At 72.8% G+C, this 26,042-nt stretch carries 21 protein-coding genes and 1 pseudogene; 13 read left to right on the top strand and 9 right to left on the bottom strand.

The genetic code is table 11. From position 1 onward, the window contains the following. The 3 genes and pseudogenes from ONA70_RS19515 to ONA70_RS19505 all read left to right on the top strand — a co-directional run. Nucleotides 1-838, top strand: a pseudogene (locus ONA70_RS19515) (hypothetical protein); the annotation flags it as partial. 193 nt (nucleotides 839-1,031) lie between these two features. Next, entirely contained in the window at nucleotides 1,032-2,864 is a 1,833-nt protein-coding gene (locus tag ONA70_RS19510; RefSeq protein WP_265007886.1) for a glycosyltransferase family 2 protein, read from the top strand. Then, nucleotides 2,861-4,015 (top strand): glycoside hydrolase family 26 protein, encoded by a 1,155-nt coding sequence (locus ONA70_RS19505; RefSeq protein ID WP_265007885.1) that lies wholly within the window; start codon nucleotides 2,861-2,863, stop codon nucleotides 4,013-4,015. The genes ONA70_RS19510 and ONA70_RS19505 overlap by 4 nt, the downstream gene beginning before the upstream one ends. 79 nt (nucleotides 4,016-4,094) lie before the next feature. Here ONA70_RS19505 and ONA70_RS19500 read toward each other — a convergent pair whose 3' ends face one another. The 5 genes from ONA70_RS19500 to ONA70_RS19480 all read right to left on the bottom strand — a co-directional run bounded on the left by ONA70_RS19500 (nucleotide 4,095) and on the right by ONA70_RS19480 (nucleotide 9,430). Further along, nucleotides 4,095-4,709 carry a GrpB family protein gene (locus ONA70_RS19500; protein ID WP_265007884.1) on the bottom strand — a complete coding sequence of 205 codons (615 nt, stop codon included), beginning with the start codon at nucleotides 4,707-4,709 and terminating at the stop codon, nucleotides 4,095-4,097. Nucleotides 4,710-5,677: 968 nt separating this feature from the next. Continuing rightward, nucleotides 5,678-6,154, bottom strand: a complete 477-nt coding sequence (locus tag ONA70_RS19495; RefSeq protein WP_265007883.1) for an NUDIX hydrolase — start codon at nucleotides 6,152-6,154, stop codon at nucleotides 5,678-5,680. Beyond that, nucleotides 6,151-6,843 carry an HAD family hydrolase gene (locus tag ONA70_RS19490; protein ID WP_265007882.1) on the bottom strand — a complete coding sequence of 231 codons (693 nt, stop codon included), beginning with the start codon at nucleotides 6,841-6,843 and terminating at the stop codon, nucleotides 6,151-6,153. The genes ONA70_RS19495 and ONA70_RS19490 overlap by 4 nt, the downstream gene beginning before the upstream one ends. Before the next feature lie 73 nt (nucleotides 6,844-6,916). After that, entirely contained in the window at nucleotides 6,917-8,338 is a 1,422-nt protein-coding gene (locus ONA70_RS19485) for an endo-1,4-beta-xylanase (protein WP_265007881.1), read from the bottom strand. 549 nt (nucleotides 8,339-8,887) lie between these two features. Further along, a complete protein-coding gene (locus ONA70_RS19480; protein ID WP_265007888.1) occupies nucleotides 8,888-9,430 on the bottom strand; it encodes a substrate-binding domain-containing protein in 543 nt (180 codons plus the stop codon). A 54-nt stretch (nucleotides 9,431-9,484) separates the two neighbouring features. On the opposite strand from ONA70_RS19480, the gene ONA70_RS19475 reads away from it, so the two are divergent. Then, complete coding sequence (locus tag ONA70_RS19475) at nucleotides 9,485-9,655, top strand: hypothetical protein (RefSeq protein ID WP_265007880.1); 171 nt, start codon at nucleotides 9,485-9,487, stop codon at nucleotides 9,653-9,655. Beyond that, the gene (locus ONA70_RS19470) at nucleotides 9,609-10,865 is read left to right on the top strand and encodes an extracellular solute-binding protein (protein ID WP_265007879.1); all 1,257 of its coding nucleotides are present in this window, start codon (nucleotides 9,609-9,611) and stop codon (nucleotides 10,863-10,865) included. The genes ONA70_RS19475 and ONA70_RS19470 overlap by 47 nt, the downstream gene beginning before the upstream one ends. Nucleotides 10,866-10,921: 56 nt before the next feature. On the opposite strand, the gene ONA70_RS19465 is transcribed toward ONA70_RS19470, so the two are convergent. The 3 genes from ONA70_RS19465 to ONA70_RS19455 all read right to left on the bottom strand — a co-directional run bounded on the left by ONA70_RS19465 (nucleotide 10,922) and on the right by ONA70_RS19455 (nucleotide 14,169). Continuing rightward, nucleotides 10,922-11,749, bottom strand: a complete 828-nt coding sequence (locus tag ONA70_RS19465) for a DUF72 domain-containing protein (protein ID WP_265007887.1) — start codon at nucleotides 11,747-11,749, stop codon at nucleotides 10,922-10,924. Nucleotides 11,750-11,845: 96 nt separating this feature from the next. Further along, on the bottom strand, nucleotides 11,846-12,757 hold the full coding sequence (locus ONA70_RS19460; RefSeq protein ID WP_265007878.1) for a GNAT family N-acetyltransferase: 912 nt from the start codon (nucleotides 12,755-12,757) through the stop codon (nucleotides 11,846-11,848). A 65-nt stretch (nucleotides 12,758-12,822) separates the two neighbouring features. After that, complete coding sequence (locus ONA70_RS19455) at nucleotides 12,823-14,169, bottom strand: aminotransferase class V-fold PLP-dependent enzyme (protein WP_265007877.1); 1,347 nt, start codon at nucleotides 14,167-14,169, stop codon at nucleotides 12,823-12,825. Between the two features lie 72 nt (nucleotides 14,170-14,241). Between ONA70_RS19455 and ONA70_RS19450 the strand changes: the two genes are divergently transcribed. The 8 genes from ONA70_RS19450 to ONA70_RS19415 all read left to right on the top strand — a co-directional run bounded on the left by ONA70_RS19450 (nucleotide 14,242) and on the right by ONA70_RS19415 (nucleotide 25,716). Continuing rightward, entirely contained in the window at nucleotides 14,242-14,751 is a 510-nt protein-coding gene (locus ONA70_RS19450) for a P-loop NTPase family protein (RefSeq protein ID WP_265007876.1), read from the top strand. A 355-nt stretch (nucleotides 14,752-15,106) separates the two neighbouring features. Beyond that, nucleotides 15,107-16,690 carry a malate synthase A gene (gene aceB / locus ONA70_RS19445; protein WP_265007875.1) on the top strand — a complete coding sequence of 528 codons (1,584 nt, stop codon included), beginning with the start codon at nucleotides 15,107-15,109 and terminating at the stop codon, nucleotides 16,688-16,690. A 32-nt stretch (nucleotides 16,691-16,722) separates the two neighbouring features. Next, nucleotides 16,723-18,195, top strand: coding sequence for an FAD-linked oxidase C-terminal domain-containing protein (locus ONA70_RS19440; RefSeq protein ID WP_265007874.1), 1,473 nt, complete (start codon nucleotides 16,723-16,725; stop codon nucleotides 18,193-18,195). Beyond that, nucleotides 18,195-19,442 (top strand): FAD-binding oxidoreductase, encoded by a 1,248-nt coding sequence (locus tag ONA70_RS19435; protein ID WP_265007873.1) that lies wholly within the window; start codon nucleotides 18,195-18,197, stop codon nucleotides 19,440-19,442. The genes ONA70_RS19440 and ONA70_RS19435 overlap by 1 nt, the downstream gene beginning before the upstream one ends. Then, nucleotides 19,442-20,857: a (Fe-S)-binding protein gene (locus ONA70_RS19430; RefSeq protein ID WP_265007872.1), complete on the top strand. Its 1,416-nt coding sequence runs from the start codon at nucleotides 19,442-19,444 to the stop codon at nucleotides 20,855-20,857. Before ONA70_RS19435 ends, ONA70_RS19430 begins: the two co-directional genes overlap by 1 nt. Nucleotides 20,858-20,865: 8 nt before the next feature. Beyond that, a complete protein-coding gene (locus ONA70_RS19425) occupies nucleotides 20,866-22,731 on the top strand; it encodes an L-lactate permease (protein WP_265007871.1) in 1,866 nt (621 codons plus the stop codon). A gap of 155 nt (nucleotides 22,732-22,886) precedes the next feature. After that, nucleotides 22,887-25,457, top strand: coding sequence for a magnesium-translocating P-type ATPase (gene mgtA, locus ONA70_RS19420; protein WP_265007870.1), 2,571 nt, complete (start codon nucleotides 22,887-22,889; stop codon nucleotides 25,455-25,457). 46 nt (nucleotides 25,458-25,503) lie between these two features. Next, the gene (locus ONA70_RS19415; protein ID WP_265007869.1) at nucleotides 25,504-25,716 is read left to right on the top strand and encodes a DUF6767 domain-containing protein; all 213 of its coding nucleotides are present in this window, start codon (nucleotides 25,504-25,506) and stop codon (nucleotides 25,714-25,716) included. Between the two features lie 20 nt (nucleotides 25,717-25,736). Here the strand turns inward: ONA70_RS19415 and ONA70_RS19410 are convergent. Then, nucleotides 25,737-26,042, bottom strand: a 306-nt coding sequence (locus ONA70_RS19410; protein WP_265007868.1) for an SRPBCC domain-containing protein, incomplete at its 5' end; no start/stop codon positions are given.

Here is a 26,042-nt window from a genome sequence, read left to right as displayed (position 1 = left end):
TGCCGTCGCCGGTCGATGGCTGGCCGCCGCGGCCCTGGGCGCGCTCCCCGCCGCCGCGCTGCTCTGGCTCGTCGTACGCGACGGTGGGCAGATCGTCCCGGCGGCCCGGCCCAGCCTGACCGCGCTCGCGGCCACCCCCCGAGAGTTGTTCGGCGTCGCCGCACTGGGCGGACTGCTGCTCGGGCTGGCGCTGTTCAGCCTGCCGCTGCGCCACGCCGCCGCCGTGTTCACCGCGTGGGCCGCGGTACCGCCGCTCGTCCTGCTGCTCGTCGCGCAGGCGGCGCCGGTCTGGTCCCCGCAGGGACTGCTCTTCACGCTGCCGGCGTGGGCGGTGCTCGGTGCGGCCGCGCTGTCCCGGGTGCGCGCCCGGTTGTCGGTGGCCGTGGTGGCGGTGGTCGCCCTGATCGGTGCGCCGGCGCAGGCCGCCGTACGGGCACCCGACGGGCACGGGCCGGCCACCCGCCAACTCGCGCGGATCATCGACGACTGGTGGCGGCCGGGCGACGGCGTGGTCTACGGCGCCGGCGACGGCGGGGGCGGCCCGGACGCCCGCACCGTCGTGGCGCGCTACCTCCACGCCGACCGCCGGCCGGCGGACGTGCTCGCCGCGACCGCGCCCCGGCTGGATCGTGGACGGCCCGCCTGCGTCGAGGTCGCCGGCTGCCTGCGGGGCGTACGGCGCCTGTGGGTGGTCCGCGTCGGGGAGCGGAGCGACCCGGTGCCGCCCGTCGGCGGGGCCACCGAGCGGACCCTCCGGACTGGCTACCACGTGGCGCGGGTCTGGCGACCCGCCGGGTTCACCCTGGCCCTGCTGGTGGACGACCGCGCGGCCCGCTGACCGGCGATCCCAGGTGCGGGGCCGGCCCAGTATCTGAATGATTAGTGCCATTTACTCATCTTTGCCCGCTTACGATGTCATTGACCGATTCGAGGCGAGCAAGACTCCGACCCATGGGGGAAACGTGGCTGTCGCCGCCGATACACGCCTGTCCCGCGCCACGACGACGGGGACCTCGGGCTACAGCCCTCCGGTGGCATCCCCGGCTCCGCCGCCGATCGGTCCGGAGCCGGACCGCCGCCGCCGCAACATCCGAGCCCGCCTCGCGTACGCGAGGTGCGGCGCGACCGCCGGCCCGCTGGTCGCGCCCGGGCGCCCCGACGCGGCCGTCCGGTTCCGCCACGTCGCGTCCCCCGCGGCGCGGCTGGTCCTGACCCTGCTCGTCCTGGTCAACAGCGCTGCCGGGCTGCTCTTCATCGGCTGGCTGCTGCTGCCCCGGCACGTACCCGGAACGGGTGCGACGGGGCTCGGCAGCTGGCAGATCATCGCCGCCCGGCTCGGCTTCTGCGTGGTCGTCGGGGTCGAGCTGATCCGCCTCGCGCAGAACGTGGTCGTCTGGATGTTCGCGTTCCACGCCAAGGACCCGGTCCCCGTCGACCCGCCGGTCGGCCTGCGGGTGGCCCTGCTCACCACGATCGTGCCCAGCAAGGAGCCGCTCGACGTGGCGGAGCGGACCCTGCGGAGGCTGCGGCAGATCGTGTACTGCGGCCAGGTCGACGTCTGGATCCTCGACGAGGGCGACGACCCGGCGGTGAAGGAGATGGCCGCGCGACTCGGCGTACGCCACTTCAGCCGCAAGGGACGGCCCGAGTACAACCAGCCCGACGGGGAGTTCCGGGCCCGGACGAAATCCGGCAACCACAACTCCTGGCGGGCCGAGCACGAGCACCACTACGACGTGGTGGCCAACGTGGACCCGGACCACGTGCCGCTGCCGCACTTCCTCGAACGAACGCTGGGCTACTTCCGCGACCCGGACGTCGCCTTCGTCGTGACACCCCAGGTCTACGGCAACATGCACGAGAACTTCGTCGCGCACGGCGCCTCGGTCCAGCAGTACCTCTACAACGGGCTCATCGCCCGGGGCGGGAACGGACTGGACGCGCCGCTGCTGACCGGGACCGGCCACCTCTACCGGCCGTCGGCGTGGCGGACCATCGGCGGCTACCAGGACTCGATCATCGAGGACCACCTGACCAGCATCCGCATCCACGCCGCCACCAACCCCCGCACGGGCAACCAGTGGAAGGGCGTCTACACCCCGGACGTCGTCGCCCTCGGCGAGGGCCCGACGTCCTGGGCGGACTACTTCAACCAGCAGAAGCGCTGGGCGGCCGGGATCTGCGAGATCCTGGTCCGGCCCGAGCTGCGGGCACCGCGGGAACTGCCGTCGCGGCGGCGCTGGCAGTACCGCCTGCTGCAGTTCTACTACCCGAGCGTGGCGGTCAGCCTGCTGCTGGGCAACCTCGCCACGGCGATGTACCTGCTCACCGGGGTGGGCACCGCGCAGCTCGACGTCACCGTGTGGTCCCTGCTGTGGGGATCCACCTTCTGCACCTGGTTCCTGCTCTGGATCTGGCTCCGGCGGTTCAACATCGCACCCCACGAACGGGAGGAGATCGGCATGATCGGCATGGCGCTGGCTCTGTTCGCCGGACCCGTCTACGTGGCCGCCGGGGTCACCGCGCTACTGCGGCGGAAACTGGGGTTCGTGGTGACGGCCAAGGGCAAGCTGCGCACCACCGAATCCTTGCGTACCTTCCGGTTGCACCTCTGCTGGGCGGCCGTCTCCGCCGGCCTGCTCGGCGCGAGCTTCGTGCTGGGCAACAACGCACCCCTGCTGCGGGTATGGCCCGTCCTGACCCTGCTGACCGGCCTCGGCCCGCCGGTGATCGCGTTCGTGACGAACCTGCGCGCGCGACGCGCGGAACGCGCCGAGACGGCCGCCCTGCTCGCCCGGGCGCCAGCTGAGGAGCGCCCCACCCTGGCCGCCCGGGTGGCGGCGGACGGGGGTGCGCGGTGGTGAGGCTGACCCTGCCGCGGGTCGTGATGGCCCTGATCGGCGTGCTGCTGCTGACGTACGCCTTCGCGGTGGCACCCGCCACGGTGGCCGGACGCCGGCCGGAGGCCCCGCCCGACCGGATCGCGCAGGCCACGCAGGACGTGCTGACCCCCGCTGTGGCGAGCGAGTCGCCCCGACCGGCACCAACGGTCTTCCCGCCGACCGGTAAGGCGTTCATCGGTGTGATGACCGACAAGGGCCCGTACGACTTCACGCCGGTGGACGGCTTCACCGCGGCCGCTCGGTACCAGCCGCAGGTCATGCTCTTCAGCGTGGGCTGGGCCTCCGCCCCGTTCGACCGGTCGCTCTTCGACCAGATCAGCGACCGCGGCATGCTGCCGATGCTGGGCTGGGAGCCGTGGGACCAACGGATCGACGAGGAGGGCCGGAAACAGAAGCTGGCCAACCGGGAGATCGACAAGATCAGGAGAAACCAGCCTCGCTACCGACTGTCCCACATCGCCCGCGGCGACTTCGACCTGCACCTACGGTCGTGGGCCGAGGGGATCAAGTCCCTGGGCTACCCGGTGGCCATCCGGTTCGGCCACGAGATGAACGGCGACTGGTACCCGTGGTGCGAGTCGGTCAACGGCAACCGGCCGGGCGACTACGTGAAGGCCTGGCGCCACGTGCACGACCTGTTCCGGGACGCCGGCGTCACCAACGTCATCTGGGTGTGGAGCGCCAACGTCAGGTGGAACGACTCGACCCCGGCGCTCGCCCCGCTCTACCCCGGCGACAGCTACGTCGACTGGATCGGCATGACCGGCTACTACGGCAGCGGGGCCTTCTCGCAGTACCGTTCCTTCGACACGATCTTCAAGCGGACCGTCACCGAGATCCGCGCCTTCAGCAAGAAGCCGCTGGTGGTCACCGAGACCGGTGCCGCCGAGGCCAGCGGGCGCAAGGCCGAATGGATCAGAGAGGCATTCCGGACGCTGCCTGCCTACCCGGACATCATCGGGCTGATCTGGTTCGAGGTGGACAAGGAACGGGACTGGCGCATCGTCAGTTCCCCCGCCGCGTCGGCCGCGTTCGCCGAGGGGGTCGCCGCGCCCCGGTACGACGTCACCTGGTCATCGGACGCGGTCCCACGTACCGAGGTCGGACGGTAGCAGGGCTCCGTGGGCGATGCAGGTGCAAGAACCAGCTGTCGCGCTGCCTCCACGGCCTTGCGGACCGGGGCGGGGAGGATTACTGCTGTTCGGCTGCGGCCGGGCGAAGTCCCGCTCGCCGAAGGATCTCGATGATCGAGACGGCTTTCTGCATGTTGTATGCGGACATGGACCAGGGACTGTCAGCGGCGGCGCGCCGTTTCTCGGCCTCGTAGAAGTCCCGGTCGTCCGGGTGTGTGCGCAACCAGTCGCGGAAGATCAGGTGCCGCAGGTGCTCGTCGCAATCCGGCCCGAACACATGCAGGTTCACCGTGTGGCCCTCGCTCCACAGGCAGCGATGCTGGTACCAGTCCGGCTCCCGGGTCCGCAGCGCGTACCCGGCTGCTTCCAACGCCGGCACGTAGGCCCCCTCGTCGGTCGGATCGACCACGATCAGATCAATGTCGAGCCGGTTCTTCGCCGACAAGCTCGGTACCGCCGTCGATCCGACGTGCTCGATGGCGAGTGCGCGGGCGCCGAGCGCCGCGAGAATCCGGGCCCGCTCGGCCGTGTACCTCGCCGGCCAGGCCGGATCGTACGGCGTGATCGTGATCGCCGAGAGGGGAACGTCGATGGGCCGGTCGCCGACCGCTCCCGCGGCGATACGGCCGGCGCTGAGCGGGGTCAACGAACCTGGCAGTGGCGGCATGCGCATGCCGATGACCTTAAAAGGCGTGCACCAAAGCCGGCTCACTGGACAGCCCACTGTGGGGCGACAGGGTCAGCAGCCGGCGCGGTGGACAAGGTCACGGCGGGCCGGACGGACTGGGCGCAGCGCCGTCGACGCCCGGCATGTAGCCGCGTGGCCGGCGTACCGGCAGCCGACTCGACCACGATCGCCGCACATGCCTGGATCTGTTGGTTCCGAGCCCACTGCCGTTTCTGCACCCGTGCGGTTAGGAAGCCACCTATAGCTACCCCGAGCAGCGCGGACGCGCTCGATATGATCGCGGGCCACAGCAGTGTCGACACGGAGACCTCCATCTGGACCGCCTGCTCGTCAATCAACGAAACCACGTCGTCGGGCTGGCCCAGGTCTGACGATCATCTGATTTGCGTAGTCCAGTAACACCCCGCCCATCACCGCTTCAGGCTGCCGTCCACGGCGACCATCGCGTCCAGCAGGAGCCGATCGGCCATGTCATCCCTGCCGCAGGTGCCAGGGCGACGAAGTGCCTCGTTGCTCGGGCGATCACGGCGCGCTTTCTGGGGGTTCGGGCGTGAGCACGCACGGGCCGGTGTTGCCGGGTGCCGGCCGGCACGCTGCGTCGGCGGTTCCTTGGTTGGCTGCGGTGAGCGTAGGTGTTTCCCAGCCCATCGATCCTGTTGCCGAATTGGTTCCGGAGGCGGGGCAGGCCATCCGCTTCCGGCGGCCGTCTGGGCAGCAGTGTGCGCGCGCCTTTGGAGTTGATGTCGCAAACGACTCACCCGCAGCCCGACCCGGTCGACGGACCCTCCGCCGGCCCGGCGTGTGCGACCGTGGCAGCGGACCACCTACGGCCACCAGCGCGGGTGAATCGTTTATGGCATCAACTCCACAGGCGGCCAAGAGAAGTGTCCGGGTGGGCGGGCCGCCACGGCAGCGCCAGCGACGACAGCGCATCCGGACTCGTCGGGGCGGCGCTACCAGGTCGACGCCTGGCGCAGGCTGCCCCGGATCCACGGCGGGCAGGTCGCATCTGCCTCCGCTTCCGCGAGGGTGACCCAGACCAGCCCGGCCACCTCCTCCGGCGACGCGACCGCCGGCTCGGCCTCCGCCGGCAGCGGGCCGGCGAACACCACGTTGACCACCGGGTCGCCGTCGTCGGTGGTGAACGCGCGGCTCTCCACGTAGCTGAGCGTGACTCCGGTCAGGTCGACCCCGACCTCCTCGGCGACTTCCCGGCGGGCCGTCTCCGCCAGCACGTCATCCCCGTCACCGGCGGGTTCGACCTTGCCGCCGACGCCACTGAGCAGGCCGGGCGCATGGTCCTCCCGCGCGCTTCGCCGGATGAGCAACCAGCGGCCGTCCCGATGCAGGAAGACCTCGACGTTGACGACGAAGGCCAGCCGGCCACGACGGGTGCGGCAGGGCGCCGCACTGTCCGTGAACCCGGTCATGCCTGCGCCTGCGGAGTCGTCGGGGCTGAGTGGGCGTCGAGTTGCCGGACCGCGTCGACCAGCTCCGGGAAGGTCTGGATGAAGGCGCTGACGTGGCGCGCGTCGAAGTCCTCGCGTCTGCGTACGCCGCTCTGCAGGCAGGCGATGAAGTGCAGGCCGGCGCCCCCGGCGGCCAGCGCGTCGCCCGGGGAGTCGCCCACGTAGACGCACTGCCGCGGAGCCAGCCCGGTGGCCGCCAGCAACTCGTCGAACACCCGCGGGTCCGGCTTGCCGAACCGGGTGTTGCCCGCGTGGTAGACCGCGCTCACCCGCTCGGCCAGGACGTGATCCGGCGCCAGCAGGTGGTCGACCTCGGCCTCGGTGCGCGAGGTCAGGAGCAGCAGCGCCCGCCCGGCTTCGACGAACTGGTCCAGCGTACGCAGGTTCTCGGGCGCGATCACGTCGAGGCGGCCGTCGCGGACATACTGCCGCAGGACCTGCCGGTAGGCGGTGTCGAACCGGCCGACATCCAGCCCGGGCGACCGCTTCGGCATCGCGTCGAGCAGCGGCTCACCCCAGGTCGCCAGGTGCACCGCCCGGGACATCGGCTCCCGGCCGAGCGCCGCCAGGACCTCGTTCTCCAGTTCGAAGCAGACCGCCTCGGTGAGGCACAGCGTGTCGTCGACATCGACAACCACGGCCTCGATCACGGACCCGAGCCTAACCAAGGTAGCGAACACGGCGTGGCCCGGCGCGGGAGACCTTGCGCCGGGCCACGGTCGATCAGCTCGCGCTACAGGTGGCGGTGCCGGACGGGCCGGTGCCGACGCCCTGGAAGCCGAACTCCGTGTAGGTGCCGGGGGCGATCCGGCCGTTGTAGTCCACGTTGCGGAAGGTCACGGTGCCGCTGGTGCCGCTGGGCTGGGCGCTCCAGGTGTTGGTGATCGACGCGCCCGCCGGGAGGGTGAGCGTGACGCTCCAGGCGTTGGTGCCGGCGGCGCCGGCGGTGACGCGGACGTAGGTGACGAAGCCGCCCTGCCACTGGTTCAGCGACAGCGTCGCGGTGCAGCCGTTGCCGGAGGGCGGCGGGGTGGTCGGCGGCGGGGTGGTCGGGGGCGTGGTGGTCGGCGGGGGAGTGGTGGTGGGCGGCGGGGTGCTGCCGCCGGCGTTCAGTGCGTCCAGCACCGCCGTGTAGGCCGGCTTCTTGTTGCCGTTGCCGTCGAACAGCAGCGGCGTGCCGCTGGCCCGCCAGGAGTCGCTGTCCCGGATGCCCCAGACGGTGATGCCGGTGCAGCGGGACACCGCGAGGCAGGCGCGCACGACGCGACCGTAGTTGTCGGCCTGGGTGGTCCCGGATCCCTCGATGTCCAGCTCGGTGATCTGTACGTCGACGCCGAGGTTGGCGAAGCGCTGCAGGTTGGCCTGGTAGTCGCTGGGCACCGGCGAGGCGCTGTTGAAGTGGGACTGGAAGCCGACGCAGTCGATCGGCACGCCGCGGGACTTGAAGTCCTGCACCATCGCGTAGACGGCGTTGGACTTCGCGTTCTGCCCGTCGGTGTTGTAGTCGTTGTAGCAGAGCTTGGCGCCGGGGTCGGCGGCCCGGGCGGTGCGGAACGCCACCTCGATCCAGTCGTTGCCGGTGCGCTGCAGGTTGGAGTCGCGGCGGGCGCCGGTGCCGCCGTCGGCGAACGCCTCGTTCACCACGTCCCAGGCGTAGATCTTGCCCTTGTAGTACGAGGCGACCTGGGTGATGTGGTTGACCATCGCCTGGCGCAGCGCGGTGCCGGACAGGTTCTGCGCCCAGCCGGGCTGCTGCGAGTGCCAGGCCAGGGCGTGCCCCCGCACCCGCATCCCGTTGGCCTGCGCGTGGCTGACGATCCGATCGGCGCTGGTGAAGGTGAACTGCCCCTGAGTCGGCTCGGTGGCGTCCCACTTCATCTCGTTCTCGGGGGTGACCATGTTGAACTCGCGGTTCAGGATGCCGACGTACGTGGCGTCCGACAGCTTGTACGCGGCCACCGCGGTGCCGAAGTAGCGGCCTTTCTCCGCCGCCGACGCGCCGAGGGTGGTTCCGGCGCTGGCGCTGGAGGCGACGACCACCGTCGTCGCGATCATCGCGACGCCGGCCACCGCCGACAGCAGCGCGGTACGCGGTCGCGGCCGGGCGGTCGGGCTCCCGCTGCCGCGGGCGAGCACCTTGTCCATAAGGGATGCCTTTCCATGCTGTAGTGGATGCGGAGCCGGCTCCGACGACTGCCCACCACGGTGGTCGGCTCGCTGCGCGGTCGCCCGGACACCGCACGCACCGGCTGGGGTGTGCCGGCCACCGTGAGTCGATCGGAGGGCCACTCCCGCAGGGAGGGGACTCCATTCGCGAGTGTCATTGTCCGTACGGGGGCGCCAGGGCGTCAACAACTTCCGGAAACTATCGGAGCGAGCTGGCCGGGGAACGCGCGACGGCGGGGCCGGTGCGTGGACCGGCCCCGCCGTCGTCGGGCAGAGCGCCTACCGGCGCGGCTGCTGCGGCACCCGGGGCAGCACGAAGGGCGCCTGCAGCCTGGGATTGATCTCGGCCGAGTCACCGGCCCGGAAGTTTTCTCCCGGAAGTTTCAGAGAGGGTGGGCCGTGACGTCGGACGGTTCCCGGAAAGTCACCATCGCGGCTATCGCGCGCCTGGCCGGTGTTGCCTTGCCACCGAGCTCGTCGTCCGCGACAGCGCCGCCTCCCTGGCCGCCTGATGGCGGGGCGGCGGCGTCAGCGGTAGGGGCGGCAGGAGGACCGGATGACCAGCTCGGTGGGCAGCCGGATGTGCGTGTCGCGTTCGACGCCGCCGATCAGGTCGACGAGCAGGCGTAACGCCTCGGCGCCCATGCGCTGCAGCGGTTGCATGATCGTCGTCAGCGGCGGGATGACCAGCGCCGACTCCGGGACGTTGTCGAAGCCGATCACGGACAGGTCGTCGGGCACCGTGAGGCCGATGCTCCGGGCGACGTCCATCGTGGAGATCGCCGAGAGGTCGTTTCCCGCGAAGATCGCGGTCGGCCGGCCGGGGAGCGCGAGCAGTTCCGCGGCCGTGCCGGCGGCGCTCTCGATCCGGAACCCGCCGACGCGCACGAGCCTCTCGTCCACCGCCACGCCGGCATCGGCCATGGCCTTGCGGAAGCCGGCCTCGCGCAGGCGTGCCGACTCGAGGTCGGGCCGCCCGCTGATGTGGCCGATGCGGCGGTGGCCGAGCGACAGCAGGTAGTTGGTCGCGAGTAGGGCGCCGGCGAAGTTGTCCGAGTCGACGGTGGGCAGGCCGGACGGGCCCGGCAGGCCGAGTACCGCGACTGACTAGTCGAGGAGACGTCGATGGCGATGAAGCGCCGCGCAGGTGCCGTCCTGGCACTGCTCATGGCAAGCGCACTCGTCGTCGCCGGGTGCAACAGCGGCGGCGACGACGCCCCCACCGAGAATGAGCTGTACCAGAAACCCGATGACCCTGACCTGGTGGCACAACGCTTCGCAGGACGGGCCCGGTAAGACCTACTGGGAGAAGGTCGCCAAGGACTTCTCCGCGCTCCACCCGACCGTCAAGATCGAGATCGAGGCGATCGAGACCAACCAGCTCCAGCGCACCCGGCTCCCCGCCGCGCTCCTGAGCAACGACCCGCCGGACATCTTCCAGGCGTGGGGTGGCGGCGAGATGCGCGAGCAGGTGGAGGCCGACTACCTCAAGGACATCACCGGCCAGGTCAAGGCCGAGGTCGCCAACATCGGCAGCGCGGCCGAGATCTGGCAGGTCAACGGCAAGCAGTACGGCCTGCCGTTCCGGATGGGCATCGAGGGCATCTGGTACAACAAGGACATGTTCGCCAAGGCGGGCATCACCTCTCCGCCGACCACCTTTGAGGAGCTCGACGAGGCGGTGACGAAGCTCAAGGCCATCAACGTCACCCCGATCGCCCTGGGCGCTGGTGACAAGTGGCCAGCCGCGCACTGGTGGTACAACTTCGCGCTGCGCGCCTGCTCGGTCGACACCCTGAAGAAGGCGTCCACCGAACGCGTCTTCGACGATCCGTGCTTCGTCAAGGCCGGCGAGGACCTGAAGACCTTCATCGCCACCAAGCCGTTCCAGCCCAACTTCATCGCCACGCCGGGCCAGAACGACCCGACCAGCGCGAACGGCCTGCTCGCCAACGGCAAGGCCGCGATGGAACTCATGGGCGACTGGAACAGGGGCACGCTGGACACTGTCGCCCAGGACAAGGCCGCCCTCGGCAAGTTGCTCGGCTGGTTCCCCGTACCGGCGATCTCCGGTTCCGCCGGTGACCCGAAGGCGGCCCTCGGCGGCGGCGACGGGTTCGCCTGTGCCAAGAACGCCCCGGCCGAGTGCGTCGAGTTCCTCAAGTACATCGTGAGCCCCGAGGTGCAGAAGGGCTACGCCGAGACCGGCACCGGCCTGCCCGTCGCCAAGGGCGCGGAGGACGGCGTCAAGGACCCCGCCCTGAAGTCCATCCTGCAGGCGACGTCCGACGCGAGCTACGTCCAGCTCTGGCTGGACACCGCCTACGGCAGCACCGTCGGCAACGCGATGAACGATGCGATCGTCGCCATCTTCGCGGGCAACGGTACGCCCGAAAAGGTCGTCTCGAGCACCCGGCGGGACACCCAGGCGCTGACCACGTTGGTCGGTGACACCGTGCCGGTCACCAACGCCTCCCCGCGCTGGACGACCTCCGCGATCAGCTGAGCCGGTCCGCCGGTCGTCCACCGGGCGACCGGCGGATCTCCGCAGGGGATGACCAGTCAGAACAGCGTCGACGGGCCGACCGGGTCCGGTTCGGGCAACGGCTCCAGCGCGGGCAGGCGCGCCCGGACCTGGTCGTGGAACCGGCGGGCGAGGTCCGGCGCGTCGGCGTTGTCCGGCGTGTGCACGAACACGGTCGGCGAGCGGCCCTCCCGCAGCCAGCCGGTCACCACCTCGAGCCACGGCTGCCAACCCTCGACGGTCCGCGCGGGGTCGTCGCGCCCGAGATACCGGACGATCGGCCGGTCGGTCAGCGCCCGGGTGCGCAGCGGCGTACGGGGTTTCCTGGTCCACGCCTCCCGTTCCGCGTCGCTGGTCGGCGGGGTGCGGAAGAACGCGGTGGTGTCGAAGGGGACCCACTCCGCGTCGACCCTGGCGAGCGTCTCCTCCAACGTCCGCGCCGCCCCGGGATCGTCGAAGAACGCCGGGTGCCGGACCTCCACGGCGTACCGGTGGACGGTGGGCAGGCCGCGCAGGAAGCGGGCGAGCGCGGGTACGTCGGCGGGGCCGAACGAACCCGGCAGCTGGAGCCAGAGGGCGTGGGCGCGCGGGCCGAGCGGCTCGACCGCGTCCAGGAAGACCCGGAGTTCCTCGTCCGCGCCGGTGAGTCGGCGTTCGTGCGTGACGATCTTCGGCAACTTGAGTACGAACCGGAAGTCCGGGCCGGTCTGCCGCGTCCACGAGGCCACCGTCTCCCGGCTCGGTGTCGCGTAGAAGGTGGTGTTCCCCTCGACCGCGGTGCACCAGCCCGCGTACGCGCGCAGCCGCTCGTGGGCCGGCAGCGGGTGCGCCAGGAAGCGCCCCTGCCAGGACCTGTGCGTCCACATCGCGCACCCCACGTGCAGGCGCATCCGGCCCTCCCACCGCTCGACCCGGCGCGGGCGTCCCGCGCCCCGGGGTACGGTATCCGGTCAGCCGGTCGCTCAGCGAAGGATGACGAGGTTGGCCATGTCGACCACCGGCCGGTAGCCGAGCGCGGCGTAGATCTTGTTCGCGGTCGGGTTCGCCTGGTCGGTGAACAGGCACGCCCGCGCGCCCTCGGCCCGGATCAGCCGGGACACCTCGGCGACCGCGTTGCTGGCCCAGCCGCGCCCGCGCTGGGCGGGCGGGGTGTAGACCGGGCCCACCCGGGCCACCCCGAACGACGGCGGGTTGGCGGCGGTGAGATGCACCCGCCGGCCGGCCTCGTCGACCCAGAACCACACCCGTCCGCCCCGGATCCGGCGCAGCATCTCCGCCCGGTCGGGTACCTCGTGCGCGCTCGCCCCGCGCGGGCGGCCCGCCTGCTCGTCGGCGTCGCCCATGAACGCGTCGAACCACTCCGTCGCCAGCTCCAGGTCGTCCTCGGTGGCGACCACCAGGTGGCCGGGCACCGGGGCTGGCGGGACCAGCTCCCCGAGCTCGTGCAACCGGGTGTGCTGGCTGACCTCGACCCGGCCGCCGCCGAGGCGGGCCAGTTCGGCGGCGCACAGTTCGGCGGCGGGGAGGGCGCCGTTGACCGCGAGCACCACCTCGCCGCGTTCGTGCAGCGCGGCGGCCAGGGCCACCGCAGCCTCGTCCGGCATCGGCAGCAGGAACGGCGGGTACGGGGCGAACGGCGCCGCCCGCATCCCGGCGCCGACCACCGTGCCGGCGGCGTCCCGGACCACCAGCCACCAGTCCCGCTCCGGCGGATCGATCCCGTCGGCGCGCTGGGCCGACAGTCGGTGCGCGACGGTGGTCACCACGGTGCTGACCACCGGGTCGGCGGCCAGGTGATCGCCGGCGGTGGCGAGGAACTCGCCGGGATCCCGGTGGAACTGCAGGCGCGGGCCGGTCGTCGGGTGCGGGCTCATCCGCGGAAGCTAACCGGTGGCCCGGCGGACCCGCACCGGAATTTCCGCGGGCCCACCTCCGACGCTCAGACCAGCCCGCGTACCGCCCGGACCGTGGCGTCGACCTCGTCCTCGCTGTTCGCGATGGTCGCACCGAACCGCAGGTACGAGGGGTTGTACGGGGTGCTGCTGGCGATCACGCCCGCCGCGTACAGCCGGCCCACCGCCTCACCGACCGGCACATCCGGCACGTCGCAGCAGACGATGCCGGCGGAGAGCTCGGCCGAACGCGGGGTGACCAGCCGCACCCCGCGGATGCCGGCCAGGCCGTCCTTGAGCCGGTCGGCCAGTTCGCGGGTCCGCGCCGCGACCCGCTCCGGGCCGATCCGCCGGTGGAACTCGAAGGCCGCGGCCAGCGCCCACCGGTGCTCGAAGGAGTGGTAGCCGCCCGGCGTGTGCGCGGGGCCGCCGGGTGCCGGCTGCGCGCCCGTGCCCCCGTACATCCACCGGCCGATGCTGCGCCGGTCGAAGGACGGGATCACCGCCGTCATCCGGCCCCACGCCCGCGCGCTGCCCCAGACCAGTCCGGTGCCCCGTGGCCCGAGCAGCCACTTGTGGCACCCGGAGACCAGGACGTCGCAGCCGAGCCGGGCCGGGGTCACCGCCTCCGCGCCGAAGCCGTGCACCCCGTCGACGCAGACCAGCGCCTGCGGGCTGCGGGCGCGTACCGCCTCGGCGAGCTGCCGGACCGGCAGCTTCACCCCCGTGCTGGAGTGCACCCAGGTCAGCGCGACGACCCGGGTGCGGGCGGTGACCGCCGCCGCGAGGTTCGACACGATCTCGTCGACCGAGGCCGCGGCCGGGTCCCGGTAGAGGCGGACCCGGCGGACCTTCACCCCGTCCCGCGCGGCGCGCAGCCGCAACGACTCGTGGGTGGCGTAGAAGTCGTGCTCGGTGGTCAGCACCTCGTCACCGGTGCCCAGCCGTACCGCGGTGTAGACCAGGCCGAGGCCCATCGTGGTCGAATCGGTCAGCGCGATCTGCTCCGCCGGGGTGTCGAGGTGACCGGCGGCCGCCGCGAGCACGCCCTTGTCGAGCTGTTCCTCGTTGGCGCCCAGGTAGCCCACCGCGTCCCGGTCGAGCCCGTCCCGGTAAGCGGCCACTGCGGCCCGCACCGGCGCCGGGTGCGCCGCGAAGACGAAGGTGGCCAGGTGCGCCCGGCTGCGGTCGAGCGCGAACTGTGCCCGTACGCTCTCCCAGCTCGCCGGATCGAAGGCCGGCGCGCCGCTCGCCGAGCCTGCGCCCCCGGCCGCGGCCGGCGGCTGATCCAGTTCACACCCGGCGGCCAGACCGGTGACGCCGGCCGCCGCGGTCACGCCGAGCAGGCTCCGTCGGGTGAACTGCATCCGTTCATCGTCCACCGTGAACGTCACGTCCAGGTCACCGTGGTTCCGCGGGCACGCTGTCCGGAGCGAGGCTGGCGTCCAATGCGTACCCTGCCGCGAATGAGCACACCGACCCGCATCCTGGTCTACGGGGTGTACGGCGCCGGCAAGTCCACCCTCGCCGCGCGGCTGGCCGAGCGCCTCGGGCTGCCCTGGTACCCGGTCGACGACCTGCTCTGGCAGCCGGGCTGGGTCGAGGTGCCGGTCGCGCGGCAGCGCAGCCGGATCGAGGCGATCTGCCGGCGGGACCGCTGGATCCTCGACGGCGCCTACCACGGGTGGCGGGACGTGCCGCTGGGCCGGACCGACCTGGTGGTCGGCCTGGACTACCCGCGTTGGCGCTCGTTCGGGCGGTTGCTGCGCCGTACCCTGCGCCGGCTGGTGACAAGGGAGGAGATCTGCAACGGCAACCGCGAGTCGCTGGGCAGCGTGTTCTCCCGGGACTCGATCCTGGTGTGGCACGTCGCCGCGTTCGGTCGGGCCCGCCGGCGGATGCGGGCCTGGCAGGCCGATCCGTCCGGGCCGCCGGTGCTGTTGTTCCGGTCACCGGCGGCGCTGGAGGAGTGTTGAGAAATCTTCGTTGCCGTCCCGTGTTCCCGGTCGGTGCGTGCGGCGGCGGACATGCCCGACAGTCGGCCCTTCCCGGCGCGCGAGGTCGTCCCCGACTGCGTGGAACGTCCGGTCGGCGGACGGCCGGCGGTTATGCCCGGTTTTCCCACCGCGCGACCGATCCGGCCGGCCAGGTCATCGCCGTCCCTTGTGCCGAATTGCCGCTCGTCGTCCGGAAAGGACCGCTCGCCGCAGCCGAGCGACCATTCCCGGCGGCTGTGCCGCCGCTCAGGCGCGGCCGTGAGCAGGGAGAACTACAGTCGGCAGGAGCACCACCGGATAGATCGCCACTCATATCGCGGTGAGGAGCGAGCCGATGACCAACCCGGACGGCGTCGAGGTCACCGGCGTCCGCCACCCCCGGTACGACGAGATCCTCACCCCCGACGCGCTGGCCTTCCTCGCCGAGCTGCACCGCGCCTTCGACCCGCGCCGCCGGGAACTGCTGGCGCGGCGGCGTCGCCGCGACGCCGAGCTGGCCGACGGTGGCACCCTGGACTTCCTGCCGGAGAGCCGCGAGGTCCGTGAGTCCGCGTGGCGGGTCGCCGACCCGGCCCCCGGGCTGGTCGACCGCCGGGTGGAGATCACCGGGCCGACCGACGCGAAGATGACCATCAACGCGCTGAACTCGGGGGCGAAGGTCTGGCTGGCCGACCTGGAGGACGCCAACACCCCGCTCTGGGAGAACGTCGTCTCCGGCCAGCTCAACCTGCGCGACGCGATCGACGGCAAGCTGGAGTTCACCTCGCCCGAGGGCAGGCGGTACGCCCTGCACGACGGCGACCTGGCCACCATCGTGGTCCGCCCGCGCGGCTGGCACCTCGCCGAGAAGCACATCCTGGTCGACGGGGAACGCACCGCAGGCAGCCTGGTCGACTTCGGGCTGTACTTCTTCCACTGCGCCCGCCGGCAGCTCGACCGCGGCGCCGGGCCCTACTTCTACCTGCCGAAGATGGAGAGCCATCTCGAGGCGCGACTGTGGAACGACGTGTTCGTCCACGCCCAGGACCGGCTCGGCATCCCGCGCGGCACCATCCGGGCCACCGTGCTGATCGAGACCTTCCCGGCCGCGTTCGAGATGGACGAGATCCTCTACGAGCTGCGCGAACACTCCGCCGGGCTGAACGCCGGCCGGTGGGACTACATGTTCAGCGTGATCAAGAAGTTCCGTACCCGGGGCGCGGACTTTCTGCTGCCCGACCGGAACGCGGTCACCATGACCGTGCCGTTCATGCGCGCGTACACCGAATTGCTGGTGCGGACCTGTCACCGGCGTGGTGCGCACGCCATCGGCGGCATGGCCGCGTTCATCCCCAGCCGGCGCGACCCGCGGGTCAACGAGACGGCCCTGGCCAAGGTCCGGGACGACAAGACCCGCGAGGCCGGCGACGGCTTCGACGGCTCCTGGGTGGCCCACCCGGATCTGGTGCCGCTCTGCCGGGAGGTCTTCGACCAGGTCCTCGGCGACCGGCCGAACCAGCTCGACCGCACCCGCGACGAGGTCCGGGTGACCGCCGCCGAGCTGCTCGACGTCCGGTCCACCCCCGGCGGGCACACCGAGACGGGGCTGCGCAACGCGGTCAGCGTCGGCGTGCAGTACCTGGCCGCCTGGCTGCGCGGCACCGGCGCGGTGGCCATCTTCAACCTGATGGAGGACGCCGCCACTGCGGAGATCTCCCGCAGCCAGGTCTGGCAGTGGCTGCACAACGACGTCACCCTCGACGACACCGGCGATCGGGTCACCCGCGACCTCGTCGAACGGATCGCCGACGAGGAGATCGGCAAGCTGCCCGGCGCGCCGGGCGACTACGCCACAGCCCGGGCGCTGTTCATGGAGGTCGCCGTCGCCGACGACTTCGCCGACTTCCTCACCGTCCCGGCGTACGAACGGATGCCCTAGACCGACGAGGCGACGCGACGCGGAGGTGGGCGATGAGCACGACCACGACGGACATCGAGGCACTCGCCGCCGCCCTGCGCGCCGCGATCGGCGCCGAACGGGTGATCAGCGACCGGCAGGAGCTGCGCACCTACGAGTGCGACGGGCTGGCCCAGTACAAGGTGGTCCCCGCCCTTGTGGCGCTGCCCGACGACGCCGCGCAGTGCGCCGCCGTGGTCCGCGCCTGCGTGGCCGCCGGCGCGCCGTTCGTCGCCCGCGGCTCCGGCACCGGCCTCTCCGGCGGGGCGCTGCCGCACGCCGACGGCGTCCTCATCGTCACCTCCCGGATGCGCGAGATCATCGAGATCGCGCCCGAGGACGAGCGCGCCGTGGTGCAGCCCGGGGTGATCAACCTGGCGATCAGCCGGGCCGCCCACCCGCACGGCCGGTACTACGCGCCCGACCCGTCCAGCCAGCAGATCTGCTCCATCGGCGGCAACGTCGCGGAGAACTCCGGCGGCGCGCACTGCCTGAAGTACGGCTTCACCACCCACCACGTCACCGGCCTGGAAGTGGTCACCCCCGACGGCGAGCGGGTACGCCTCGGCGGCCGCGCCCCGGACACCCCCGGCTACGACCTGCTCGGCGCCTTCATCGGCTCCGAGGGCACCCTCGGCATCGCCACCGAGGTGACCGTCCGGCTGACCCGGCTGCCCGAGTCGGTGCGTACCCTGCTCGCGGCGTTCGAGACCACCGACCAGGCCGGCGCGGCCACCTCGGCGATCATCGCGGCCGGGGTGGTGCCCGCCGCCGTGGAGATGATGGACGCCCTGGCCATCTCCGCGGCCGAGGCGGCCGTGCACTGTGGTTACCCCGCGGGCGCCGGCGCGGTCCTCATCGTCGAGCTGGACGGCCCCGCGCCCGAGGTCGACGCCCAGTTCGCCCAGGTCGAGGCGTTCTGCCGGGACAACCGCGCGTTCGAGATCCGGATCGCCGCCGACGACGCCGAGCGGGCGCTGTTCTGGAAGGGCCGCAAGTCCGCGTTCGCCGCCGTCGGCCGGATCAGCCCCGACTACATCGTCCAGGACGGGGTGATCCCGCGGACCGCCCTGCCCGAGGTGCTGCGCCGCATCGGCGACCTGTCGGCCGAACGCGGCATCCGGGTGGCCAACGTCTTCCACGCCGGCGACGGCAACCTGCACCCCCTCGTGCTCTTCGACGCCGCCGTCGAGGGGCAGGCCGAACGCGCCGAGGAGGTCTCCGGGGCGATCCTCGACCTGTGCGTACGTCACGGTGGCTCGATCACCGGCGAGCACGGCGTCGGCGTCGACAAGGCGAAGTTCCTGCCGCGCATGTTCACCGACGACGATCTGGACACCATGCACCTGCTGCGCTGCGCCTTCGACCCGGCCGGGCTCGCCAACCCCGGCAAGGTCTTCCCGACCCCCCGGCTCTGCGGCGAGATCCCCCGCCGGCGCACCGGGGTCCACCCGGCCCAGCAGGCCGGCCTGGCGGAGGCGTTCTGATGCCCGCCGACCGCGTCCTCGACCGCCTCCGCGCCGCAGCCGGCGACCCGGTCCGGCAGGCGGGGGAGGACGACGCCATCGCCGGCGTCCCGGCCCGCTACGTCGCCGCCCCGCGCGACACCGCCCAGGCCGCCGCGGTGCTGCGCGCCGCCGCCGACCTCGACCTCGCCGTCACCGTCCGGGGTGGCGGCACCAGACAGGACTGGGGGAACCCGCCCCGCCGCCTCGACCTGATCCTCGACACCACCGCCCTGGCCGGAGTGGTCGAGCACGCCGCCGGTGACCTGATCACCGTGGTCCGCGCCGGTACCCGCCTGGACACCCTCGCCGCCACCCTGGCCGGCGCCCGGCAGCAGCTCGCCCTCGACGCGCCGCTGCCCGGCGGCACCGTCGGCGGGGCCGTCGCCACCAACACCGCCGGACCCCGCCGGATGCTCTACGGCACCCCGCGCGACCTGCTCATCGGGGTCACCCTGGTGCGCGCCGACGGGGTGGTCGCGCACGCCGGCGGCAAGGTGGTCAAGAACGTCGCCGGCTACGACCTGGCCAAGCTCGTCGCCGGCGCGTACGGCACGTTGGGACTGGTCACCGAGGCCGCGTTCCGGCTGCACCCGCTCCCGGCGGCGGTCGCGTACGTCTCCCGAGGCGCCGACGACGCCGCCGAGGCCGCCCGGCTGGCCGCCACCGTCCGCGCCGCGCAGCTCGTGCCCACCGCGCTGGAGGTGGCCGTCCCGCCCGCCGGCCCGGCCACGGTCACCGTGCTGCTGGAGGGCACCCCGGCCGGGGTGGCCGCCCGGGCCGACGCCGCCCGACGGCTGCTCGGCGCCGACACCACCGTCGCCGACCGGCCGCCCGACGGCTGGGGCCGGCTGCCCTGGCGTACCGGCGACACCGGGCTGAAGCTGACCGCCGCGCTCTCCGGCGTACCCCGGCTGCTGGCCGAGGTCGGCGCGGCCGACCGGCACGACCTGCCGCTCACCCTGCGGGGCTCGGCCGGCGTCGGCGTCCTGTACGCCGGCCTGCCCGGCACCGCCGACCCGGAGCGGGTCGCCGCCCTGGTCGAGTCGGCCCGCGCGGCGACCGCCGCCGCCGGCGGGCACACCGTGGTCCTCACCGCGCCCGGGCCGGTGCGGGACCGGGTGGACCTGTGGGGGCCGGTCGACGGCCTGGCGCTGATGCGCCGGGTCAAGCAACGGTTCGACCCGGACGCCCGGCTGGCGCCCGGCCGGTTCGTCGGAGGGATCTGATGACCGTCCCCCAGCAGCCCGGGCGCAGCCCGATCACCTCGCCCGGCGGCACCCGCCCGGCCAGCGGTCCCGTCGACGCGCTCGCGGCGGCCGCCCGCACCCCCGGGCCGGCCGCCTTCGACGCGCACCACCCGCCCGCCGCCGAATTGATCGCGGACTGCGTGCACTGCGGCTTCTGCCTGCCCACCTGCCCCACCTACGTGCTCTGGGGCGAGGAGATGGACTCGCCCCGGGGACGGATCTACCTGATGAAACAGGGCCTCGAGGGCGAGCCGCTGACCGACTCGATGGCCACCCACTTCGACCGCTGCCTGGGCTGCATGTCCTGCGTCACCGCCTGCCCCTCCGGGGTGCGTTACGACCGGCTCATCTCCGACACCCGGCAGCAGGTGGAACGCCGGCACACCCGCGCTCCCCGGGACCGGGCGCTGCGGGCGGCGATCTTCGCGCTCTTCCCGTACCCGCGGCGGCTGCGGCTGCTGCGCGGGCCGCTGCGGGCGTACCAGGCCAGCGGGTTGAGCCGGCTGGTCCGGCGGACCGGGCTGCTGGACCGGCTGGCCCCCACCCTGGCCGCGCTGGAGTCCCTCGCCCCGCCGCTGCGCCGGGCGCCCCGGCTGCCCGCCCGGCTGCCGGCCGTCGGCCCCCGCCGCGCCGTGGTCGGCATGCTCACCGGGTGCGTGCAGGCGGCGTTCTTCCCCGAGGTCAACGCCGCCACCGCCCGGGTGCTCGCCGCCGAGGGCTGCGACGTGCTGATCCTGCCCGACCGGCAGGGCTGCTGCGGGGCGCTGAGCGTGCACAACGGACGCGACGAGGAGGCCCGCCGGTTCGCCCGGCGGCTGCTCGACACCTTCGCCGACGCGGGCGTGGACTACTTCGTGGTCAACGCCGCCGGCTGCGGCTCCACCCTGAAGGAGTACGGCGACCTGCTCCGCGACGACCCCCGCTACGCCACCCTGGCCGCCGACTTCGCCGCCCGGGTCCGCGACCTGTCGGAGATCCTCGACGAACTGGGCCCGGTCGCGCCCCGGCACCCGCTGCCGGTGGCCGTCGCCTACCACGACGCCTGCCACCTCGGCCACGCCCAGGGCGTCCGCGACCAGCCGCGCCGGCTGCTGCGGGGTATCCCCGGGCTGGAGCTGCGGGAGATCGCCGACCCGGAGCTGTGCTGCGGCTCGGCGGGCATCTGGAATCTGCTCCACCCCGGGCCGGCCGCCGAACTCGGCGACCGCAAGGCCCGGACCGTACTGGCCACCGGGGCGCGGCTGCTGGTCACCGCCAACCCCGGTTGCCTCATGCAGGTCGCCGCCTCGGTGACCCGCGCCGGCGGCCACATCGCGCTGGCCCACACCGCCCAGGTCCTCGACGCGTCGATCCGCGGACAGGGCGTCGAGGAGTTGCTGCACCAGAAGCGTTGAGGTGACCCATGTTCGATCAGTTCACCGTCGTCACCGACCCGGTCGGTGACTCCGTCGCGCTCTCGGCGATCTTCGCGGTCCTGCCCCTGCTCACCCTCTTCGTCCTGCTCGGCGTGCTGAAGGTGAAGGCCTGGCTGGCCGGGCTGATCTCGCTCGCCGTCGCCCTCGTGGTGGCGGTCGCCGTCTACGCCATGCCGGTCGGGCAGGCGGTCCTCTCCGCCACGGAGGGCGCCGCGTTCGGCTTCTTCCCGATCCTGTGGATCGTCATCAACGCGATCTGGGTCTACAACCTGACCGTCGAGAGCGGACACTTCGACGTGCTGCGTCGCTCGTTCGAACGGGTCAGCCCGGACATGCGGATCCAGGCGATCATCATCGCGTTCTGCTTCGGCGCGCTGCTGGAGGCCCTGGCCGGGTTCGGCACCCCGGTGGCGATCACCGTGGTGATGCTGATGGCGCTGGGCTTCCGGCCGATCCACGCCGCCTCGGTGTCGCTGCTGGCCAACACGGCGCCGGTCGCCTTCGGCGCCCTGGCGACCCCGATCGTCACCCTGGCCAGCGTCACCAGCGGCGCCAACGACGACGCCCGGCTCACCGTGGACACCCTCGGCGCGATGGTCGGCCGGCAGACCCCGATCCTCGCGGTGGTCGTACCGCTGATGCTGGTCGCGCTGGTCGACGGGCGGCGCGGGATCCGGCAGACCTGGCCGGCCGCACTGGTCGCCGGGGTGAGCTTCGGCCTGGCGCAGTTCGTCGCGGCCAACTACATCTCGGTGCCGCTGACCGACATCGTCGCCGCGCTGGTCTCGGCCGCCGCCGTGGTGCTGCTGGTCCGCGTCTGGCGCCCGCAGACCCCCGCCGACCTGGGCCGCGAGCCCGCGAGCGTGCCGGCCGCCCGCGGGCCCGTCGAGGCCGAGCTGGCCGAGGGCGGCACGGTCCGCGCCGCCGCCGGCCCCCGCTCCGGTACGACCACCGCCGCGCCCGGTCTGGGCGGTACCGGGGGCGAGACCCGGCCGGGCGCCCCACGGATCGACGAGACCGCCCCGGCCGGCCGGCACCGCTCCGACGGCGACGTCGTGTCCCGCCCGGCCGACCAGCAGGTGGCCGCCGGCCCCCGGATCGCCGACACCCCGGCCGAGGTGTTCCGGGCGTACGCCCCGTATCTGATCATCATCGTGATCTTCTCGATCGCGAACCTGGGCGCGGTGAAGGACGCCCTGGCGAAGGAGCCGTGGACGGTCAAGTTCGGCTGGCCGGGGCTCGACATCCTGGCCGGCAACGGCAAGCCGCTCTCCTCGACCACGTTCACCCTCAACTGGCTGCCGGCCGCCGGCACGCTGATGATCGTGGCCGGCATCCTCACCGCGCTGGTGCTGCGGCTCTCCGCCGGCCGGGCGCTGCGCGCGTACGGGCGCACCTACGTCGAGCTGCGCTACGCCATCGTCACGGTGATGGCGGTGCTCGCCCTGGCGTACGTGATGAATCAGTCCGGGCAGACCAACACCCTCGGCGCGTTCCTCGCCGCGGCCGGCGGGGCGTTCGTCTTCCTCTCCGCGATCCTGGGCTGGATCGGGGTCGCCGTGACCGGCTCGGACACCTCGGCGAACGCGCTCTTCGGCGCCCTGCAGGTGCAGACCGCGGCCCGGGCCGGCCTCGACCCGCTGCTGCTGGCCGCCGCCAACTCCTCCGGCGGTGTGCTCGGCAAGATGATCAGCCCGCAGAACCTGGCGATCGCCGCCGCCGCTGTCGGCATGGCCGGCCGGGAGGGCGAGATCTTCCGCAAGGTGTTCGGCTGGAGCCTGGTGCTGCTGCTGTTCATGTGCGTGCTGGTGGCGTTGCAGGGCTCGCCGGTGCTCTCCTGGATGGTGCCCTGAGGCGGTCCGGGCACGGACGGCGGTCGGGCCGTCCGTGCCCCGGCGCGGGCCCGCGGACCGGCGGTTGGCCCGTTCGCGGGTGCGGCCCGGCCCCCTCTCGATAGCGTCGGCTCACGAGGTGGGGCGGTGCCCGCCGGGGCGGTGCGGAGGCGTGGGTGGAGTCGGGGGTCGGCCCGCGGGAGCGGACCGGGGCGTTCTGGGCCGGGCCACTGCCCGCGGCGCTGCGGGCGATCCGGGCCACCGACCGGGGGCGCACGGACGCCGAGGCCGACCGGCTGCTGCGCGAGCACGGCCCCAATCAGGTCGAGGTGGGCCGCCAACGGGGGTGGCGGCTGCTGGTCGCCCAGTTCACCAGCCCCATCATCCTGATTCTGGTCGCCGCGACGGTGCTGTCCATGGCCGTCGGTGATCTCACCGACGGGGCGATCATCCTGGCCATCATCGTGGCCAGCGGTGGGCTGGGTTTCTGGCAGGAGCGCGCCGCCGGGCGGGCCGTCGACGCCCTGCAGGCCCGGGTCCGGGTTCGGGCGGAGGTGATCCGGGACGGCCGGGAGGTGTCCGTGCCGGTACCCGAGGTAGTCGTCGGCGACCTCGCCGTGCTGCGCCCCGGGGACGTGGTGCCGGCGGACTGCCGGCTGATCGACGCGCAACGGCTGCAGGTGGACCAGTCGACGCTCACCGGGGAGGCCTTCCCGGTGGAGAAGACATCGGGCGAGACACCGGCCGAGGCGGATCTGGCCGGGCGGACCAACGCCCTCTGGATGGGTTCCCACGTGGTCAGCGGGTCCGGTCGGGCCGTGGTGATGCGGACCGGGCGGAACACGTCGTTCGCCCACGTGACCGCCCGCGTCGGCGCTCGCCCGGCCGCTACCGGGTTTGAGCGCGGCCTGACCCGGTTCGGGCTGCTGCTGGTGCGGATCATGGTGGTCCTGCTGGCCGCGATCTTCGCGGCGAACCTGCTGCTGGGCCGCCCGATCATCGACTCGCTGCTGTTCTCCCTGGCACTGGCCGTCGGGCTGACCCCGCAGATGCTGCCGGCGATCGTCGCGGTGAGCCTGTCCGCCGGGGCGCGGATGATGGCCACCGAGCGGGTCATCGTCAAACGACTCGAGGCCATCGAGGACTTCGGCGCGATGACCGTGCTGCTGACCGACAAGACCGGCACCCTGACCACCGGTACCGTGACCCTCACCGCCAGCCTCGACGTGTCCGGGCGGCCCGACGACGAGGTGGGCCGCCTGGCCCGGCTCAATGCCGGGCTTCAACGCGGCTTCCGCAACCCCATGGACGCCGCGATCATGGCCGGGCAGCCGCCCGCCGACGAGCGGGTCAGGATCGCCGAGGTGCCCTACGACTTCACCCGTAAGCGGCTGTCCCTGCTGGTCGACGACAACGGCAGCCGCACCTTGATCACCAAGGGCGCGCTGTCGTCCGTGCTCGACGTCTGCGCCACGGCCCGCACCGACCGGGGGACGGTGCCGGTCGACGAGGTCCGCGACGCGGTGCAGCGGTGCTTCGCCGACCTCAGCGCACAGGGGCACCGGGTACTCGGGCTCGCCGTCCGGCCACTGCCCGACGCCGGCACCGCCAGCCCGGCGGACGAGCGCGGGATGATCCTCGTCGGGCTGCTCACCTTCCAGGACCCGCCGAAACCCGACGCGGCGCAGGCGATCGGCCGGCTGGCCCGCATGGGCATCTCCGTACGCCTGATCACCGGTGACAACCGGCATGCCGCCAGCCACATCGCCGGTGCGGTCGGCCTCCGGGGCGAGCCCATACTCGGTGCGGACATCGCCGCCTGTCCGGACGCCGAGCTGGCCGCCCGGGTCGCCGACACCGCCGTGTTCGCCGAGGTCGATCCCGCCCAGAAGGAGCGCGTCCTGGCCGCGCTGCGGGCCCGGGGCGCCGTCGTCGGTTTCGTCGGCGACGGCATCAACGACTCGCCGGCCCTGCACGCCGCCGACGTCGGCATCTCCGTCGACACCGCCGTCGACGTGGCCAAGCAGGCCGCCGCGATCGTGCTGCTGGAGAAGAGCCTGGACGTGGTGGCCGACGGCGTACGACTGGGCCGACGCACCTTCACCAACACCCTCAAGTACATCCGGGTCAACACCAGCGCCTCGTTCGGCAACGTGGTCAGCATGAGCGTCGCCACGCTGTTCCTGCCGTTCCTGCCGCTGCTCCCACGCCAGGTTCTGCTGCTGAACTTCCTCTCCGACATCCCGTACACCACGATCTCCACCGACCACGCCGATCCGGAACAGCTGGAGCGGGCGCGGACCGTCGACGTCCGCGCGATCCGCCGGTTCATGCTGGTCTACGGCACCATCAGCATCGCCTTCGACCTCGCTGCCCTCGCCCTGCTGCGCTGGTGGTGGCACATCCCCACCGACGTGTTCCGGGCCGCCTGGTTCATCCAGTTCACGGTCACCGAGATCATCGTGCTGATGGTGCTCCGCACCAACCGGCCGTTCCTGCGCAGTCGCCCGTCCACCACCCTGCTCGCCACCGGCGCGCTGCTCGCCGCGGTCACCGTGGCGCTGCCGTACAGCCCGCTCGCCCGGCCCCTCGGACTCGCGCCGCCGCCGGGGCCGGTGCTCGCCACCCTCGCCGTGCTCGCCGTCGGGTACGTCGCCGTCAACGAACTCACCAAGCGCCGGGTCCCGCCGGACCGCCTGGGCGCGACCGCGCCTGCGCCCGCTGCCCGGCGCGGCGCGATCTCGTGACCAACGGCCCTGGCCGGGCCGGCCGGCGCGGTGGACCGTGGTGGGTGTGAGCACCGGTATCCGCGCGGCCAGGCCGGCCGCCGCCTGCCCGATCCGCCCCGGCGAACCGTGCACCCTCTGCCAGGTGGACGTGACCGGGCCGCAGGACTGCGGCCTGGTGTGGCTGGTGATGGGGGACGACGAGCTGCGCGAGGGGGTGCAGCGCACCCGCCGGGCCACGCTCGGCACGCGCCGGCGCCGGGCCGCGGAGAACTCCTGACACCCACCTGGCCCGTGCGGTCAGCCGGCCGGGACCGGCTCCGGTAGCGGCTCGCCCGTCTCCAGCAGGCTCTTCAGGCTGGCCAGCAGCTCCGGCCAGCCGCCGCTGCCGGCGAGCTGGCCGCTGATCGCCCGGTGCATCTCGCTGCCGGGGGAGAAGTCGTCGTGGGTCACGGTCAGCCGGACCGCCTCGCCGTGCGGCGCGAGGTCGAAGGTCACCTTCGACCGCCGCTCGGCGAGCCGCGCCGCCAGCTCCTCGTCCGACCAGCCGAAGTGGGCCGCGTGTTCGGGCTGGAAGCCGTGCCACGTGTAGGCGAGCCGGCGGTA

Origin of the sequence: Micromonospora yasonensis (genome assembly GCF_026013475.1) — a bacterium.
Classification (GTDB): Bacteria; Actinomycetota; Actinomycetes; order Mycobacteriales; family Micromonosporaceae; genus Micromonospora; species Micromonospora yasonensis.
Note: the sequence above shows the minus strand (reverse complement) of the source record. Positions and strands in the feature narration are given on the sequence as shown.

Coding starts and splice junctions, on each gene's coding strand:
- ONA70_RS19430 (WP_265007872.1), top strand. CDS start 19,442: ATGACCGTCCCCCAGCAGCCCGGGCGCAGCCCGATCACCTCGCCCGGC.
- aceB (WP_265007875.1), top strand. CDS start 15,107: ATGACCAACCCGGACGGCGTCGAGGTCACCGGCGTCCGCCACCCCCGG.
- ONA70_RS19500 (WP_265007884.1), bottom strand. CDS start 4,709: ATGCGCATGCCGCCACTGCCAGGTTCGTTGACCCCGCTCAGCGCCGGC.
- ONA70_RS19495 (WP_265007883.1), bottom strand. CDS start 6,154: ATGACCGGGTTCACGGACAGTGCGGCGCCCTGCCGCACCCGTCGTGGC.
- ONA70_RS19435 (WP_265007873.1), top strand. CDS start 18,195: ATGCCCGCCGACCGCGTCCTCGACCGCCTCCGCGCCGCAGCCGGCGAC.
- ONA70_RS19440 (WP_265007874.1), top strand. CDS start 16,723: ATGAGCACGACCACGACGGACATCGAGGCACTCGCCGCCGCCCTGCGC.
- ONA70_RS19425 (WP_265007871.1), top strand. CDS start 20,866: ATGTTCGATCAGTTCACCGTCGTCACCGACCCGGTCGGTGACTCCGTC.
- ONA70_RS19465 (WP_265007887.1), bottom strand. CDS start 11,749: ATGTGGACGCACAGGTCCTGGCAGGGGCGCTTCCTGGCGCACCCGCTG.
- ONA70_RS19450 (WP_265007876.1), top strand. CDS start 14,242: ATGAGCACACCGACCCGCATCCTGGTCTACGGGGTGTACGGCGCCGGC.
- ONA70_RS19470 (WP_265007879.1), top strand. CDS start 9,609: ATGACCCTGACCTGGTGGCACAACGCTTCGCAGGACGGGCCCGGTAAG.
- ONA70_RS19475 (WP_265007880.1), top strand. CDS start 9,485: ATGGCGATGAAGCGCCGCGCAGGTGCCGTCCTGGCACTGCTCATGGCA.
- ONA70_RS19485 (WP_265007881.1), bottom strand. CDS start 8,338: ATGGACAAGGTGCTCGCCCGCGGCAGCGGGAGCCCGACCGCCCGGCCG.
- ONA70_RS19460 (WP_265007878.1), bottom strand. CDS start 12,757: ATGAGCCCGCACCCGACGACCGGCCCGCGCCTGCAGTTCCACCGGGAT.